The 17,014-nt window shown below is 40.6% G+C and carries 13 protein-coding genes; 3 read left to right on the plus strand and 10 right to left on the minus strand.

Annotation, left to right across the window (positions count from 1 at the left end; translation table 11 throughout):
* Positions 1 to 97: 97 nt before the first annotated feature.
* The 7 genes from uxaC to AC04QZ_RS09270 form a co-directional block, all read right to left on the minus strand.
* Positions 98 to 1,498, minus strand: a complete 1,401-nt coding sequence (uxaC, locus tag AC04QZ_RS09240; RefSeq protein ID WP_478357529.1) for a glucuronate isomerase — start codon at positions 1,496 to 1,498, stop codon at positions 98 to 100.
* A 196-nt stretch (positions 1,499 to 1,694) separates the two neighbouring features.
* Positions 1,695 to 3,341, minus strand: coding sequence for a UxaA family hydrolase (locus tag AC04QZ_RS09245; protein WP_478357530.1), 1,647 nt, complete (start codon positions 3,339 to 3,341; stop codon positions 1,695 to 1,697).
* Position 3,342: 1 nt separating this feature from the next.
* Positions 3,343 to 4,854, minus strand: coding sequence for a tagaturonate reductase (locus AC04QZ_RS09250; RefSeq protein WP_478357531.1), 1,512 nt, complete (start codon positions 4,852 to 4,854; stop codon positions 3,343 to 3,345).
* Between the two features lie 54 nt (positions 4,855 to 4,908).
* On the minus strand, positions 4,909 to 5,919 hold the full coding sequence (gene pelA, locus AC04QZ_RS09255) for a pectate lyase (protein WP_478357532.1): 1,011 nt from the start codon (positions 5,917 to 5,919) through the stop codon (positions 4,909 to 4,911).
* A gap of 131 nt (positions 5,920 to 6,050) precedes the next feature.
* On the minus strand, positions 6,051 to 7,982 hold the full coding sequence (locus AC04QZ_RS09260) for a glycoside hydrolase family 88 protein (protein ID WP_478357533.1): 1,932 nt from the start codon (positions 7,980 to 7,982) through the stop codon (positions 6,051 to 6,053).
* Positions 7,983 to 7,987: 5 nt separating this feature from the next.
* Positions 7,988 to 9,661, minus strand: coding sequence for a glycoside hydrolase family 28 protein (locus tag AC04QZ_RS09265; RefSeq protein ID WP_478357534.1), 1,674 nt, complete (start codon positions 9,659 to 9,661; stop codon positions 7,988 to 7,990).
* 159 nt (positions 9,662 to 9,820) lie between these two features.
* Positions 9,821 to 10,777, minus strand: a complete 957-nt coding sequence (locus tag AC04QZ_RS09270) for a pectinesterase family protein (protein WP_478357535.1) — start codon at positions 10,775 to 10,777, stop codon at positions 9,821 to 9,823.
* Positions 10,778 to 11,070: 293 nt separating this feature from the next.
* On the opposite strand from AC04QZ_RS09270, the gene AC04QZ_RS09275 reads away from it, so the two are divergent.
* Together AC04QZ_RS09275 and AC04QZ_RS09280 are read left to right on the plus strand one after the other, a co-directional pair.
* A complete protein-coding gene (locus tag AC04QZ_RS09275; RefSeq protein ID WP_478357536.1) occupies positions 11,071 to 12,711 on the plus strand; it encodes a glycoside hydrolase family 43 protein in 1,641 nt (546 codons plus the stop codon).
* Positions 12,712 to 12,715: 4 nt separating this feature from the next.
* The gene (locus AC04QZ_RS09280; protein ID WP_478357537.1) at positions 12,716 to 13,507 is read left to right on the plus strand and encodes a rhamnogalacturonan acetylesterase; all 792 of its coding nucleotides are present in this window, start codon (positions 12,716 to 12,718) and stop codon (positions 13,505 to 13,507) included.
* Between the two features lie 14 nt (positions 13,508 to 13,521).
* On the opposite strand, the gene AC04QZ_RS09285 is transcribed toward AC04QZ_RS09280, so the two are convergent.
* Together AC04QZ_RS09285 and AC04QZ_RS09290 are read right to left on the minus strand one after the other, a co-directional pair.
* On the minus strand, positions 13,522 to 13,773 hold the full coding sequence (locus AC04QZ_RS09285; RefSeq protein WP_086548247.1) for a DUF6814 family protein: 252 nt from the start codon (positions 13,771 to 13,773) through the stop codon (positions 13,522 to 13,524).
* Between the two features lie 11 nt (positions 13,774 to 13,784).
* Positions 13,785 to 15,308, minus strand: a complete 1,524-nt coding sequence (locus AC04QZ_RS09290) for an MFS transporter (RefSeq protein ID WP_478357538.1) — start codon at positions 15,306 to 15,308, stop codon at positions 13,785 to 13,787.
* Positions 15,309 to 15,460: 152 nt separating this feature from the next.
* On the opposite strand from AC04QZ_RS09290, the gene AC04QZ_RS09295 reads away from it, so the two are divergent.
* A complete protein-coding gene (locus AC04QZ_RS09295) occupies positions 15,461 to 16,351 on the plus strand; it encodes a bestrophin family protein (protein ID WP_478357539.1) in 891 nt (296 codons plus the stop codon).
* Here AC04QZ_RS09295 and AC04QZ_RS09300 read toward each other — a convergent pair.
* Positions 16,348 to 16,977 carry a Pr6Pr family membrane protein gene (locus AC04QZ_RS09300; RefSeq protein ID WP_478357540.1) on the minus strand — a complete coding sequence of 210 codons (630 nt, stop codon included), beginning with the start codon at positions 16,975 to 16,977 and terminating at the stop codon, positions 16,348 to 16,350. The two genes, AC04QZ_RS09295 and AC04QZ_RS09300, sit on opposite strands and share 4 nt — an antisense overlap.
* Positions 16,978 to 17,014: the final 37 nt, after the last annotated feature.

Genomic DNA, 17,014 nt, shown 5'->3' on the forward strand with positions numbered 1-17,014 from the left:
GTGTTTCATGCTGTTCTCTGCAACGGTATGAAAATGGAAGGAAAACGATTGAAATGATTTATTTCCAACGAAATACCTCCCTAAAGCCTGATTTTGGTTAAAATTTAAAGTAATTTTTTGCGTTAAAGTACGAAATATCCTGCACAATTTTGCCAACCCACTCCAAGTCGTTAGGTAATTCGCCATTCTCAATGTCTTCTCCAAAGAGGTTACAAACAATCCTTCTGAAATATTCGTGACGGGGAAAAGAAAGGAAACTGCGCGAATCGGTAAGCATACCTACCAGTCGACTTACAAGCCCCATGTTCGATAGTGCATTTAACTGTTTAATCATACCATCTTTTTGATCTAAAAACCACCAGGCCGAACCAAACTGTACTTTACCTGCAACCGAACCATCGTTAAAGTTCCCTATCATGGTTGCAATTAACTCGTTATCGGCAGGATTAAGGTTATAGATAATGGTTTTAGCCAGTTTATCCTGATTATCTAAGCGGTTTAAGAATTTAGAAAGCATTCTGGCCTGACTAAAATCACCGATCGAATCCCAGCCCGTATCCGGCCCCAATTGCCTTAACATCCGAGCATTGTTGTTACGTAAGGCACCCAGGTGATATTGTTGTACCCAGCCTTTTTCATGATCCCACTCTGCAAAATAAACCAGCATAGCTGATTTAAATTTCAGGTTTTCCTCGTAAGAAATATTTTGCTTACCACGAATTTTATCGAAGATTGATGCAATTTCAGCTTCAGTATAATCTTCAGCGTAAATCTGTTCTAAACCATGGTCAGAAACCGAACAGCCATTTGCCGCAAAATAATCGTGGCGGCTTTTTAAAGCGTCGATATACTCCTGAAAGTTACTGATGGTTTTATCAGCAACACTTTCTAATTTGTCGATGTATTCGTTTAAACCTTCAATATCATCGCTGTTCATCGCTTTATCCGGACGGAAGGCCGGCAACATTTTAAGGTTGGCGCCTTCTCTTGCCAGTTGCTGGTGGAAGTTTAAACTATCCAGCGGATCATCGGTAGTACAAACGGCTTCAACATTCATTTTGGCTAATAAACCGCGTACGGAATATTCAGGTGTTTGGAGTTTTGCAGAACATTCATCGAAAATTTTCTGTGCCGTTTTGCCAGAAAGTAAATCGGTTATACCAAAATAGCGTTGAAGTTCTAAATGTGTCCAGTGGTATAATGGGTTACGCAGGGTATATGGAACAGTTTCTGCCCATTTCTCAAATTTCTCATAATCAGATCCTACACCAGTGATGTATTTTTCATCAACACCATTGGCACGCATCGCTCTCCATTTATAATGATCGCCGGCAAGCCAAACCTGACTGATATTGGCAAACTGTGTGTTATTGGCAATCTGCTCCGGAATAAGGTGATTATGGTAATCGATAATCGGCAATGACTTTGCAAAATTGTGGTAAAGCTTTTCGGCAGTTTTGCTTTGCAAAAGAAAATTTTCGTCTAAAAAAGGTTTCATTCTATATGATTTGAGACATTAGATAATCGGTTTGAGCTGATCAAAACGCTTATCTATTAAATTTTTATTTATGTATTATCCCCGGTCTGTGTTCTCACAGACCGGAACTCAATTTATGTATTAGTGGCCTGTGAGGACACAGACCACGGAATTGGGTTCCAAGGCTCACGACTTGGGACTTACGACTCCAGACTCACTAAAGGCTCACTCCCCGTTTCCATGGAATAAAATCATCCTGATTAAGCAACACCGCTTTAGGAATTACTTCGCCACTGGCTGCTTTAATACAATATTCCAGGATGTCTTCTCCCATTTGCTCGATGGTTTTTTCGCCTTCAATTACCGGTCCGCAGTTGATATCGATGATATCGCCCATGCGTTTGGTTAAAGCATTATTGGTTGAAACTTTGATGGTCGGACAAACCGGGTTTCCGGTAGGTGTGCCCAGACCTGTGGTAAACAAAATTAAGGTTGCACCAGACGCTGCTTTTCCGGTAGTGGCCTCCACATCGTTTCCAGGAGTACAAACCAAGTTCAATCCTGGTTTTGTAGCGGGCTCAGTATAATCCAAAACATCTTCAACTGGCGATGTTCCCCCTTTTTTGGCTGCACCAGTACTCTTAATGGCATCGGTAATCAAACCATCTTTTATATTTCCAGGCGATGGATTCATGAAAAATCCAGAGCCCACATTTTCTGCCGATTGATTGTAAGCGGTCATCAACTGGATGAATTTACGTGCCGCAGTTTCATCTTTGGTACGGTCGATTAACTGTTGTTCTGCGCCGCAAAGTTCAGGGAACTCAGCAAGAAGTACAGTTCCGCCTAAAGCCACCAATAAATCAGAAGTATAACCTACTGCCGGATTAGCACTAATTCCACTAAACCCATCACTACCGCCACATTTAACACCCAAAACCAGTTTGCTCAAAGGTGCTGGCTGCCGTTCGATTTTATTAATTTCGGTTAAACCAATAAAGGTTTTCCTGATGGCTTCTTTCACCAATTGTTCTTCGCTCTGCGATTGTTGCTGCTCAAAAACGAATAAAGGTTTATCAAAATTCGGACTGCGGTGTTTTAAATCGTCCATAAAATCTTTAACCTGCAGGTTCTGGCAGCCTAAGCTTAAAACAGTTACACCAGCAACGTTAGGGTGATCGGCATAGGCAGCCAATAATTTACTCAACACAGCGGCATCCTGACGGGTACCACCGCAGCCACCCTGATGATTTAAGAATTTAATACCATCAACATTTTTAAAAACACGGTTGGCCGATGGATTCGCCAGTCCGATAGAACTTGGATCAGCCTCTGCTAAGATTTCGCCATTTTTATACGCTTCAACCAGTTGGTGGGCGTAAGACTTGTATTTATCGGTTACCGCATAACCCAATTCATTGTGCAAAGCCTCACGGATCACATCCAGGTTGCGGTTTTCGCAAAATACAGTCGGAATAAACAACCAATAATTTGCGGTTCCTACACGTCCATCACTACGAATGTATCCATTAAAGGTCCGGCCTTCAAATTTAGAAACATCCGGAGCATGCCATTCGTAACGGTATGGCCTGAACTCATATGGATCAGAAGCATGTTTCGTGTTTTCGGTATCCATTAAACCACCTTTTAGGATGAAATGCTGCGCTTTACCCACCAGTACACCATACATAATGATGTGATCGCCTGCATTCATATCCTGCATAAAAAACTTATGCTTAGCCTGGATATCATCCTGTAAAATATATTCGTGCCCATCGTAAATAACGGTTTCGCCTTTTGCCAGATTTTGTAAGGCAACAAGTACATTATCGTTAGGATGGATTTTTAAAATTCTAGTAACCATTTTAAATTGTCCTTTCTGAATGCAAGTTACTTAAAGTTTCTTTTGCACCCTTGTTCTGTAATAAGTCAACGTAAGATTTTACGGCCGCGTTAAAGCCGGGGTAATTGTTCAGGTTTTTATCCCAAAGACGCCTGTCGCCAAGGGTATTATCTACAACCGTTTCCGGATTCTTCCAGTATTCGTATAAAATTTCTGCAAATTCATCCTGTACCGGATAAGTTTTTCCGTTTGCGCTGGCGGTGTAAGTATCGCCATCCTGGTTTACATTCATGAAAAGGATATAAGCGGCAACCCCTAAAGCGGTAAGTTGAGGAACTTCATTTTTTAAAGCATAATATCTTCTGATCAAAGGCATATTACGCATTTGCATTTTTGAGGTGAAGTTTAGCGTAATGGCCTGCCACTGATGCTCTAGCGAAGGGTTACTGAAACGGTCGACTACACTTTTCGCAAAAGCAATTGCTTCATCATAAGTGATATCTTCATTTACCACAACAGGCGCAATTTCATCTTTCATCAGTTTTAACACATTGGCGGAGAAATCTTCATTCGCCATCGCCTCTTTTACCGTATTGAAACCTGCCAGGATTGCTAATCCACAGCTAATGGTATGTGTACCGTTAAGTAAGCGGAGTTTTAGTTCTTTAAATTTATCAATTGACGGAACAATGAAAACACCCTTATCGGCCTTTGCAAAAGATAAAATTTCTTTCACTTTTTCGCTTGATGATTCAATAGCCCAAAGCCTGAAAGGTTCGGCCATAATCATCAATTCATCTTCATAACCCAATTCGCTTTCGATGGCTTTTTGCTCTGCTTCCGGAAGTTTTCCCGGAACAATCCTATCCACCAAAGTCTTGCAAAAATGATTGGCTGTTTTTAACCAGTTTTCGAAATCCCAGCCCAGTTTGTTCTGAATGGCAAGATCAAGCAAAATTTCTTTCAGTTTATCCGCATTGTCACTGATTAATTCTGTTGGCACAATAACCATCCCGCTTTCTGCCGAACCATTAAATGCCGTATATCTTTCGTGCAGAAAAGCCAATAATTTTCCTGGATACGACTGTGGCGGGTTATCAGTGATTTTATCTTCGCTTTTAACAATCCCAACTTCAGTTGTATTCGAAATAACAACCTGCATTTCGGGCTGGTGCGCGGCCTTTAAAATCTCTGCCCAGTCTTGTGAAGCTGATAAAACACGGCTGATTGAAGCGTTGATTGAATTTTCTTCAACATGAACACCATCTTCAATCCCTTTTACACAAAGCGTGTATAAATTATCCTGTTTCGAAAATGCATCAGCACCACCTTTTGAAGTAGACTTAACCACTAACACACGACCATTAAAAATCCCTTTCTGGTTGGCTTTATCAATAAAATAATCAGGTAAACCACGTAGTAAAACCCCTGTTCCAAACTGGATTACTTTTTCTGGTAAAGCCAGGATTTCGGCGCTTGGTTTGATCACCTTGTCGCCGTTAATATTTTTTAAATTTTCTTTGTTTAAAATCATTGCCTTGCTATTTTCTGTCATTGCGCGCTACCGGTAATGACGGGTTATAATTATTTATTTTCCACTTGAGCTTAACCACTTCGGGTATTCCTTTTCGATTAATTTTTGGCCCCAGTTGCCATACCAGGCATAGCCGTTTCGCCGCTCCGGACTTAACTCTTCTAATTTTGTTTTAATGGTATTATCACGGTCGCCGAAAATCGGGGTGTTTTTCTCTATATCGTAAAATCGCGCCCAGGTCATACTCGTGTTATCGGCAACCAAAGCTGAAGTATTTTTATTCCGATCGAAACGATAACCCGCTATTTTATAGGTATCGAACCATTTCACTGCAGCAGCAATTGCATTTTTGACTTCCGGCGATGGATTTTTAAGCCTCATCAGAAAACGGACAATACCTGCCGATTCACTCGTGCTTAATGAAGCCGGCTCAAATGCTCTTGCTTTTGCAGGCAACATCGAGTCTTTATCGTATTGCGCAGCCCAGATAGTTAAAGTTCCATGCTGTTTTACCTGTGTTTTGATGATGCAGTCGATGCCTTTTGCAATGGCCGTTTCTGCTTTTTTGATGTAAGCTGGATTTACAACCTCAAAATCATTTTTCTGTGTGACAATATCCTGTAAGATATTAAGCACATTAATCATTGCATCGTCATTGTAGGTAATTTCTGAGCGGTACAAAGCTTTATCAGGATAATACTGTGGCCAGCCGCCATTCGCGTATTGCGCGACTAAAATATAATCCAATCCTTTTTCAGCTGCCGTTAAATAAGCCTTATTCTGTGTTTTTTTATACGCTTGAACGAGGTATAGCACTTCTCTGCTGGTGGCTTTGTTATCGAACGTAGCATGTAAATCTTTCGTTGCTTTTATCCTGGCCAAAAGCTCAGGTGTTATGGTTGCTCCGTAATTAACCACACTTTTATCTTCCAGCTGCTTCGGCCAGCCACCATTGCCTAATTGATATACAAGCATTTTATCTGCTGTAGAATCGGTAGGCTGCTGCGCATAACACGATAGCATTAAGCTACTACAGACCAGGGTTAACCATATTTTTATTTTCATCACTTTTATTTCTTAGTTGTTTGCCACGGAGGCACAGATTAGCACCAAAGCCATGGTCTGTGTCCCCACAGACCATTAATTAATTTTTCCGTTTGTCTGTATTTCCGTGGCTAATATTTATTCACCTATGGTTACTTTTTACCTGGAACCTGTTTAATCAACCAGTTTACCAGATCGTCCGTTGCCTTAAAGTTTTCAAAATCTGCGGGCAATTTCCTGCCATCGATATACTCATTATAGAACCATGGATCACCCACAGCGAAAACAGTTCCCTTACCATATTTAGCTGTTGCAATAAGCACATCTCCATTATCTGTTAAGGCCGAAACCGCAGGGCTTTTGGCTGCGATAGTCGAGATTTCTTTGATGTAAACTTTTTTGGCGGTTTTAAAAATTGAATTTCCGGCCGGGATTTTTACAGCACCTTGCTCAAAGTTCGAACCTTGAACCTTGTTGCGGCTATCCTCATTAAAATGGATTCCGAAAGTTTCTGGCAGTACATTGAATTTAGAAATTTCACAATTGCCAACATCGTTTAACAAGAGCACCAATACCCCTCCGGCCCTAACCCATTCGCTAACCTGTTTGGCATGTGCAGCATTCATGAAATTTGGATTTGCCGTTTCTTTTTCGGTATCGGGATCTACAATAATATAAATGTTGCTGCCTTTTAAATTTGCTGTTGTTGGTGCCGTTTTAAGCGTAGCGGTTTTAACCCCGGCATCATTAAATACTTTACCGAATAAGGAAAAGCCATTGTTATCATCTTCTTCCCATACATAATGATAAGGGATTTTATCTCCGGTAGGACCAGTCATGTACTCGTTATTGAAGAAATTATCAACAGTAACGGTTAACCCTTTGCCTGGTTTTGGTGACTGATCGATTTCCATTTCTGAAGCTGCACAGATAAATGAGCCTACACCCTTCGGATCGTTGGTGATTACCTTTTCGCTGATGTAATAGTCGAAACTTCCATCGCGATATTTAGGTTTTCCGCCCAATCCCGATACGGATACTGTTTTGGTCAGGTTTATTCTTTCTGCTCCCGCTTGTTCAACAAATTCTTTCTTTAAACCGGCATAACCTTTATTTGCAGCTGCCATAAACGATGGCGCCAGCCAACCCTTACGCACACCTTTGGCCAGGCCATATACAAACATGCTCGAAGCCGAACTTTCCAGGTAGTTTCCTTTTCTGGTTGGCATATCTAAAATATCAAACCAGACACCTGATTTTTGATCCTGATATTTCACAGCAGCGGTTGCCGTACGGTTTAAAATGGCGATTAATTCTTTCCGCTGAGGATGATTAGCCGGAAAATTATCCAGCACATCTACCAAAGCCATGATGTACCAACCCATTGCCCTGGCCCAAAAATTTGGTGAGCGGCCTGTTTTTTTATCCGCCCATTGCTCTGTCCTGCTTTCATCGTAACCGTGATAAAGTAATCCCGTTTTAACATCGCGGGAATTTTTCTCCATCAGGATAAACTGTTTAGCAATATCATCGAAAGCGGCATCTTTTTTCATCAGCCTGGCATACTCCGCATAAAACGGCTCGCCCATATACAAACCATCCAGCCACATCTGGTTTGGATAAATTTTCTTGTGCCAAAAGCCGCCTTCCTGGGTGCGTGGCTGCTTTTGTAGCTGATCGTACAATTTAGTTGCCGCTAGCAGGTATTTCTGCTGCCCGGTAACTTTGTACAACAATAATAACGAACGGCCATTTTTAATGTTATCGATATTAAAATCGTCTGATTTGTAGGTGGTGATATTTCCTTCTTTATCCAAATAGGCATCCATCGAACTTTGAATGTATTTGAAATATTTCCCATCGCCTGTATTGCGCCAAACCGCTGCAGCACCTTCCAGTACCACGCCCATATCGTAAGACCATCTCGGTCCTTTTGGTCCTTTTAAAACCGTAGTATCCTGCCAAAGTTTTTCCATCGCAGTTAAGGTTAACTGTTCTGATAATTTCTTTTGGGCAAATCCACTTTGTGATAAAATAGAAAAACCGATGAGGGCAGCTGCTGTATATAGAATTGATCTCTTCATGTTGGTTATTTTGAAATTTCCAGTGCTTTTTTATCTACTTCAGTACCTAAAAGTGTAGCCATTTTCGCTTTAGAAACATCTGTTCCACTAATTTTTACACCTTTTGTTTTTTCGCCGCTTACATCAAACAAAACCTTGCTGTTATCAGGGTATTTTAAGATGCTGATATTGATGTTCGATCCGTTCTGGATCATGACAACCGGACTGGTATTTTCGGTAATTACGTTTATGTTTTTAAGGAAAATCCCAGCAGCCTCAATAATTTCAATGCCTTTTTTTGCTTTTATGGTTACATTTTCCAGGTGGATATCTTTGATGTTCATTTCTGGTAAGCCCCTAAAAAATATGGCCTTTTCAGCACCATTGGCTACCACATCTTTGATATAAAAGTTTCTGAACTGAGGCGTAGCTTCGGTTACCGGAACCATTACCGTTTTAATGGCTTCACGTTTTTCGCCTGCCAAAGGAACCGGATCAACCGCAGCGTAATACATGTCGAACAGAATGGCTTCACCAGGAATATCGATCATGTTGATGTTGTTGATGTAAATATTTTCGACCACACCACCACGGCCACGGGTAGTTTTAAAACGCAGGCCGATATCAGTACCAATAAAAGAGCAATCGTACACCCAGATGTTTTTCGCACCACCACTCATTTCGCTGCCGATTACAAAACCACCATGGGCATGGTAAACCACATTATTGCGAATAATTACATTTTCTGTAGGCACACCACGTTTGCGGCCCGCTTCGTCCCTTCCCGATTTAATGCAAATCCCGTCATCACCCACATCAAAAGTGCTGCCTTCAATTAATACGTTTTTGCACGATTCTACATCAACGCCATCTCCATTTTGTGCAAACCAAGGATTTTTTACCTGTAAGTTTCTTAAGGTCAAATCCTCACAAAGTAAAGGGTGTAAATTCCATGCTGGTGAATTTTGAAAAGTAACGCCTTCTAAAAGAATTTTTTTGCAGCCCGTTAACACCAGCAAATTCGGACGAAGGAAATCTTTGATATCTTCATAATCTGCGGCTGTTTTACCAGCCTCAATTACACCTGCATTTTTGGTATTCGAACCTTTAAGGGTTTTCTCAGATGGGTACCACATTTTTCCATCAGCCTTAACGATGCCACCCGAGGCCACCAAAGTTTTCCACTGTGTTTCGGTGAGTTTATCTTTTTTAACCATGCGCCAGGCACCTCCGTTCCCGTCGATAATCCCGGTTCCGGTAATGGCTATATTTTCGAGGTTAACACCTGAAATCGGACTCTGGTTTCTCCAGGCTGGCTGACCTTCCCAATTGCCCTGTACCAGTTTGTATTCATTAAAATCGTCGGTAAACTGAAGAATAGCGTCGCGTTTTAAGTGTAGGTTGACATTACTTTTTAACTCGATAGGACCGGTTAACCATAAACCAGAGGGAATTAAAACCACACCACCACCTTTCTGACTCACGCTGGCTATGGTTTTATTAATGCTTTGTGTATTTAAGGTGATCCCATCGCCTTTTGCCCCAAAGCGAACAATGCTCGTGGTATCTTTTTTAAATTTAACCTGCTGAATAACGGGTAAGGTTTGCTTTTGTTGCGCGATAGCAGCACTTGTAGAAGATAGAATTAAGCATGCCAGAGCTACCTTAATACGGCATAAACGACCTGAAATATGTTTCATTATTTGCGCTGTTAAATTATACTTGGTTATTGTAATAACAAGTGTACGTTGTTTGCGCTTAAAATAGAAGAGAAATCTATGCAATCGTTACCGGAAAACAAGGCAAAAAGGCGCCAGAAAACAGATACTTAACGACTGTATATCAATTATTTAACACACTTATTTCACCTCTGGATTCCATCCACGGAAAACGTTTTCCAAAATGTAGGTCTTATATTCATTATCGGTTAATTGGTGCGACCAATTTGCCCTTTTTTCCCGATCGGCTCCTTTTCCAGTGCTTTTATATTCAGCATAATAGGCCGTTTTCTCATTGCTTTCTTTACCCCAGTTGTTCCAGCCTTCAGGACGGATTAAATCTGGCAGTTCGCAGTTGAGGTAGGCAACTTTTGCATAAGGTCTCCATGGCCTGCCCAGGTAGAAACTATTGGCTGGTGCATCTCCTTTGATTTTGCATTTGTTTAATACATAACCAAATTTTGTAGTATCGGCAGTTGATGCCGCTGTGATATAACCCGCCTTTTTGCAGAAAATGGTGCAGCTTTCGAACCAGGCCGTTGAAGCCCCGAAAATAAAATCGACTGTTCCTTCGATGTAACAGTTTTTATAGTATTGGCGGTTGTTGCCTCCATAGGTGTAAAGTGTATCCTGAAAGCCTAGAAACCTGCAGTTGGTGAAAATTAATTTATCACCTCCTGCCCAAACCGCAACGGCTTGCCCTACCGGACCTGATGAATTTTCGAAAGTGATGTTCTCCGCAGAAAAGCCTTCGCCGTAGATATAAAAGCTGGAAGAACCCGAAGTGCCTTTCTCTTCGCCAAAAACATTCTTCTTCTGTGCATAGTCATCATAAGTTAAAATGGTTTCGTTTACACTTTCGCCGATAAACCGCACATTCTTTTTAGAAGCGGCCAATATCAGTTTTTCCTTATAAATGCCTTTTTTGATCAAGATGACAGTGATTTTGTTCCTGAAATCGGGTACGGCATTGATGGCTTCCTGCACCGTTTTAAAGTTTCCGCTTCCATCGGCGGCTACGACAAAGTCTGCTTTGGTTTCAAGGGCATTTGCGGTCAATGAAATCGCCACAAGAAAAAACAGGATGATTGCTTTCATATCAATTTGGTTAGGTATAAATTAAAATCGGCCACGTAAAAGTATAAACTTTGTAACGCAGCCGTGTTTTTAAAATATATGATGAACAATTTTAAACATTAATATCCATCAGAAAGAAGTTTTTCAGGGATTAAACATTGCAAACGATGTCGGGAACGATTGCACAATAACAACTTGCCTAAAAATAAAAAAAGACTTAACCTTGTTTATACCCCCGCGGCGTCATGCTGAACTTGTTTCAGCATCTTGTTCGTAAATTACTGACCAAATATTATTAAAAATATCATTGTAAAATGAAATATCTATTTAGTTCAATCCTTGTATTAAGTCTTGGCATCAAAACCTTTGCCCAACTCAGGCCAAAAAGCGAGTATATCTCTAAAGTTTGGGTTGCTGACTTAGGGAACGGAACTTATAAAAACCCGGTGATCAATGCCGATTATTCTGATCCTGATGCCATCCGGGTGGGAGATGATTTTTATATGATCGCCTCCAGTTTCGATGCCATCCCGGGGTTGCCGATTCTGCATTCGAAAGATCTCGTTAACTGGAAAATAATCGGTCATGCTTTAAAACGCCAGCCTCCCTTCGACCATTTTGAAAAAACTCAACATGGTAATGGTGTTTGGGCGCCTTCTATCCGTTACCGCAATGGCGAATTTTATATCTATTATCCAGACCCTGACTTTGGGATTTATTTAACAAAAGCTAAAACCATAACAGGAATGTGGTCTGCGCCAAAATTGGTTGCCGCTGGTAAAGGATTGATTGATCCCTGCCCGTTTTGGGATGAAGATGGCAAAGCTTATCTGGCCTATGCCTATGCAGGAAGCCGCGCGGGCATAAAAAGTGTGTTGGCGATTATGCCATTGACAAACGACGGAGCGCAAGCAACAGAAACGGGCAGAATTGTGTACGATGGCCATGAACTCGACCCAACCATTGAAGGACCAAAATTTTATAAACGTAACGGCTATTACTATTTATTTGCACCAGCTGGGGGTGTTTCTACAGGCTGGCAATTAATTTTAAGAAGTAAAAATATCTACGGCCCATATGAAAGAAAAGTCGCGATGGATCAAGGGAAATCTTTGGTAAATGGTCCGCATCAGGGTGCCTGGGTAAATACGCAAACGGGTGAAGATTGGTTCCTGCATTTTCAGGATAAAGACGCTTATGGTCGCGTGGTTCATCTGCAGCCGATGAAATGGATCAACAACTGGCCCATTATCGGCCTTGATGCAGATGGCGACGGTAAAGGCGAGCCCGTAACCACCTATAAAAAACCAAACGTAGGTAAGGTTTATCCGATTGAAACCCCAGTGGAAAGTGATGAATTTGATACTTCGAAATTAGGTTTGCAATGGCAATGGCAGGCCAATCCGCAACCTACCTGGTTATTTACCGATGCAGACAAGGGTTTGTTAAAGTTGTACACGGCTAAAATTCCTGATGATGCTAAAAACCTTTGGGATGTCCCGAATCTGTTGATGCAGAAATTTCCTGCTGATGAATTTATGGTCACAAGCAAACTCTTATTTAAACCTAATCCAAAACTGGAGAACGAAAAAACCGGTTTGGTGATAATGGGCAGAAGTTATGCGCAGATTAGTATGAAGAGCAAAAAAGATGGCATATATCTGATGTATGGTGTTTGCCAGAGTGCCGACAAAGGCAAAACGGAAAACGAAAAAGAAATTACCAGGTTGAAATCGGGGTCAGTGTATTTTAGGGTTAAAGTTAGCCCTGGTGCAAAATGCCAGTTTAGTTACAGTGAAGACGAAATTCGTTTTACGGATGTTGGCGATGAGTTTCAGGCTACAGCGGGGCAATGGATCGGCGCAAAAATGGGCATCTTTGCCATTCGGGATAGCCAAACGAATGATTCAGGAATTGCCGAATTTGATTGGTTCCGTATACAAGCATTAAAATAGAGCAATGAAAAAATATAAAATCCTTATCGCAGCCGTAAGCCTCGTTTTACTAATGTCTTTCCTTATTAAACCCAAACTCGTTAAGATTTATTTAATCGGCGATTCTACCGTGGCAGATTATAGCTTGGATGAAGGTTATCTGCAGAAAAAATATCCGATTACAGGCTGGGGGCAGGTGTTTCAGCAATTCCTAAAAAAAGACAGTTTAAAAAAATTAAACAGGTTGATTAAAAGCGACAGCGCTTTGGTTATTGATAAAGCAAAAGGGGGAAGAAGCACCAGAACTTTTTTTGAAGAGGGAAGGTGGAAAGAAGTTTTATCAACCTTAGAAAAGAATGATCTGGTATTGATCCAGTTTGGGCACAACGATGCAGCGAAAGATAAACCCGAACGTTATGTTGATATTCCGGGTTATAAAGATTTTTTAAGGATGTATGTGAAAGAAACCAGGGCAAAAGGTGCTTTACCGGTTCTGATTACGCCAGTTACCCGTAATTACCCCTGGAAAGATGGCAAACTGGGCAGTGCACATGGCGAATATCCACAAGCAGTGAAAGATGTCGCTCAGGAATTAAACGTATCCATTATCGATCTAACCTCACTTTCAGCAGCATTTTTTACCACAAAGGGAAATGAATTTGTAAGTAAACATTACTTTATGAATTTAGACTCGGCAAAATATGAGGCGTATCCAAAAGGACAAAAAGATAATACCCACTTCCAGCCAGAAGGAGCCAAAGCAGTTGCACAGCTGGTTTATAATGAATTAAAAAACATCAGCCACAAAACGAATTAACAATAAGACTTAAATCATAACTCTTTTGAACTTTCGGGCAAGCGATCATACTCGCCCTTCCAGGCATAAAAGCCAAATATCATCAATCCCAAACTAATTGGAAGGAAAATAAACAGGATAATTGCCCATTGCAGCATGGTATTGGTTCGCTCGATATCCGTATGGGTCAGGCCTACTTTATCTATCGCCTGCATAAACAAAAAAGTCATGGTTAATGGTCCCAAAACCATCCAGACTAAACCTAAAAATTTCTTTAACGTATTCATCTTCTTCGTATCTAGTCGTTAATATTTTCGTCTCTTTTATTAGATAAATAAATGGCACCAATAACCAGGCTCAATGCTGCTATACCTATCGGATACCAAAGGCCCGATAGCGGCGTAGAGCCTGAAAAACTTGCAATCAAGGTTGCAATAAAGGGTACAAGTCCACCAAAAACACCGTTACCGATATGATAAGGCAGCGACATAGAGGTGTACCTGATTTTAGTGGGGAATAATTCAACCAGGAAAGCTGCAATTGGCCCATAAACCATGGTTACCAATAAAATCTGGAAGAAAATTAAGCCAACAAATTTCCAGAATATCGGCGTAGGCAAAATTTTATCTTTTACTACTTCTTTACCCAGGAGAATCCCTTTGGTTGCAGAAACCGTATCGGTTTGCACCTTGTTAAAAGATGCACCATTTTTTAACATTACTTTAGTAGAAACGGTGCGTAAACTGTCAGTTGAGTTTGCAATCAAAACAGAAGTTACCGGAGCGGGTGTGGCAGATAAAATATCCGTCTGTTCAATTTTTGTATAATCGGTATCATCCAAAAATATTTGATAGATAGGGCGATAAAAAAGAATCCCCAAAAGCATGCCGCTCAACATAATCCATTTCCGGCCAACCTTATCGCTCCAGGCACCAAACACCACAAAAAACGGAGTGGCAAAGGCAATCCCCCAAAGCAGAATATATCTCGAGTCATTAAAATCCAGCTTACAGGTATTCTCTAAAAACGATTGTGCATAAAACTGACCTGTATACCAGATTACCCCTTGCCCCATCGTTGCCCCAAATAGGGCCAGAAGCACCATTTTAAAATTCGCTTTATTGTTAAAGCTCTCCTTGAGTGGGTTTTTTGAGACATTTCCCTCTGCCTTCAGTTTAGAAAACATAGGCGACTCATGCATTTTCATGCGGATATAGATCGAAACAACAACCAGTACTATCGATAACAAGAAAGGGATTCTCCAGCCCCAATCGCCAAAAGTTTCAGCACCTAAAATATTCTTCGTGATGACGATAATGCCCAGCGAAAGGAATAAACCCAATGTTGCAGTAGTTTGAATCCAGCTGGTAAAAAAACCGCGTTTGTTTTTTGGTGCATGTTCTGCTACATAAGTTGCCGCACCACCATATTCTCCACCCAATGCCAGCCCCTGGATTAACCTTAATATTAATACCAAAATTGGTGCGGCATAACCAATACTTTTATACGAGGGGATTAAACCAATAAAAAATGTCGATCCACCCATCAACACCAAAGTGAGCAGGAAAGTATATTTTCGGCCGATTAAATCGCCAAGCCTGCCAAAAACCAATGCACCAAACGGACGCACAATAAAACCTGCTGCGAAAATAGCCAGGGTGTTAATTAAGGCCGATGCACCTGCATCTTCCGGAAACAACTGATGACCAATGATAACGGCAAGGCTACCAAAAATGTAAAAATCATACCATTCAATCAGCGTGCCTAGGGATGATGCACCGATTACTTTAAAGATATTGTTCCTGGGTAAAGTGTCGCTCATAAGAAATTAAGAATATTTGGTTTCCCAAGATAAACATTTGCATGACAATCGGCAACCTGTACTGTCTGTCAATTAATTTGTTACATGACCAAACATTTCGGCTTTAGTTTTGTATTTTCATCCGTAACGAATTTATTCTCCATTTAGATAATATGCTTTTAATACAAAACATTAGGTTAAGTAGAATTTTAAGAAATACCTGGCACGTTGATCTGATCATGATTGCCTCCTGCACCGCCGCGTACTTTGTACGCGAGTATTTAATTGCCCATCATTTCTCCATTCCATCCATTATTCCAACGGTTTTAGGTACAGCCATTGCCTTTTTTATTGGTTTTAATAACAATCAAGCTTACGATAGGTGGTGGGAAGCCCGAAAAATATGGGGTGCTTTGGTAAACGATTCGCGTTCTTTTGCAAGAGCATTGATTAATTACGTGGATGAAGATGAAGAAAGTGTAAAACGAATGGTTTACCGGCACATTGCCTTTTTATATGCGTTAAAAGCGAATTTAAGAGGCACAGTAGATGAAATTTACACCAAATATTTATCTGAAGCAGATTTAAAAGAAATAGAAAAACACAACAATACGCATAATGCGATTTTAAATATACAGTCGAGAGATTTACAAAAATTATCAAAAGCTAATGCCATTGATGGTTTCCGTTTTATTGAAATTAATGAGATGCTTACCCGGTTTTCTGATTCGATGGGCATGAGCGAGCGTATTAAAAACACCATATTCCCTACCACTTACACCTATTTAACCAAAGTATTTATCTGGTTATTTGTGGTCACCTTTACCCTCGTCATTAGTCAGGATGCAGGGCCTGCAGCCATATTTTTGGGCTGGTTAATTGGTTTCGTATTTGTATCTACGCAGATTAATGGAATGAGCCTGGTTAATCCTTTTGAAAACAATTCTGCAGGTGTTCCGCTTAATCAGATTACCAGAACGATTGAGATCAACCTTTTGCAGATGCTCGAAGATGATGAGATTCCTGAACCTGTTAAACCGATAAATGACGAATATGTCCTTTAAATCTTAACTGTTTTCTTCCCGATAAAGATGAAAAGCAGTGATAAAAGCCAGAAGATAAACAGGATCACAACTGCATTCAGAATGGCTTTTGGATAACCCAATTGTATTACATCGATAAATGGATAGGGATATTTATTAATCAGGTAACCCCTAACCACAATAAATAACACATAAAGCAGCGGATAAACCAGCCAGTGGATAGCCTGTTTGTATTGTAGTGTTGATTTTTTAACGAAGAAAAGCCAGAAAAATAAAAAGATCAAAGGGCTTACCACATGCAAAAGTTCATCGGCCAGCCTCGCCCAGCCTACAGGCGATGCCAAACCACGCAGCATGATATTGTAAATCAGACCGACTACCACAATATAAACCGTTATGGCCGTTAAAGTAGAAGATTGGGTAAATAAACTCCCTGATTCACTTCGTTTAACAAAAGACAAACGCGTAAAGCAAATGGCAACAATAATATTGGTGATTACAGTAAAGTAAGATAAAAACGCTTTAATTGTTACAGGATAATCGTTATTCAAGAGCTGTAAACTTACGCGGAATTGCAATGCGAGGGAGAACCAAACCACAATAGCAGCACCAATAACAAAAGGCCTGAAATTATTTTTTAAATCCATAAGCTAGGGCAATATTGAGTGTGATAGAAAAGTAGGA

This window comes from Pedobacter folensis (assembly GCF_056490665.1).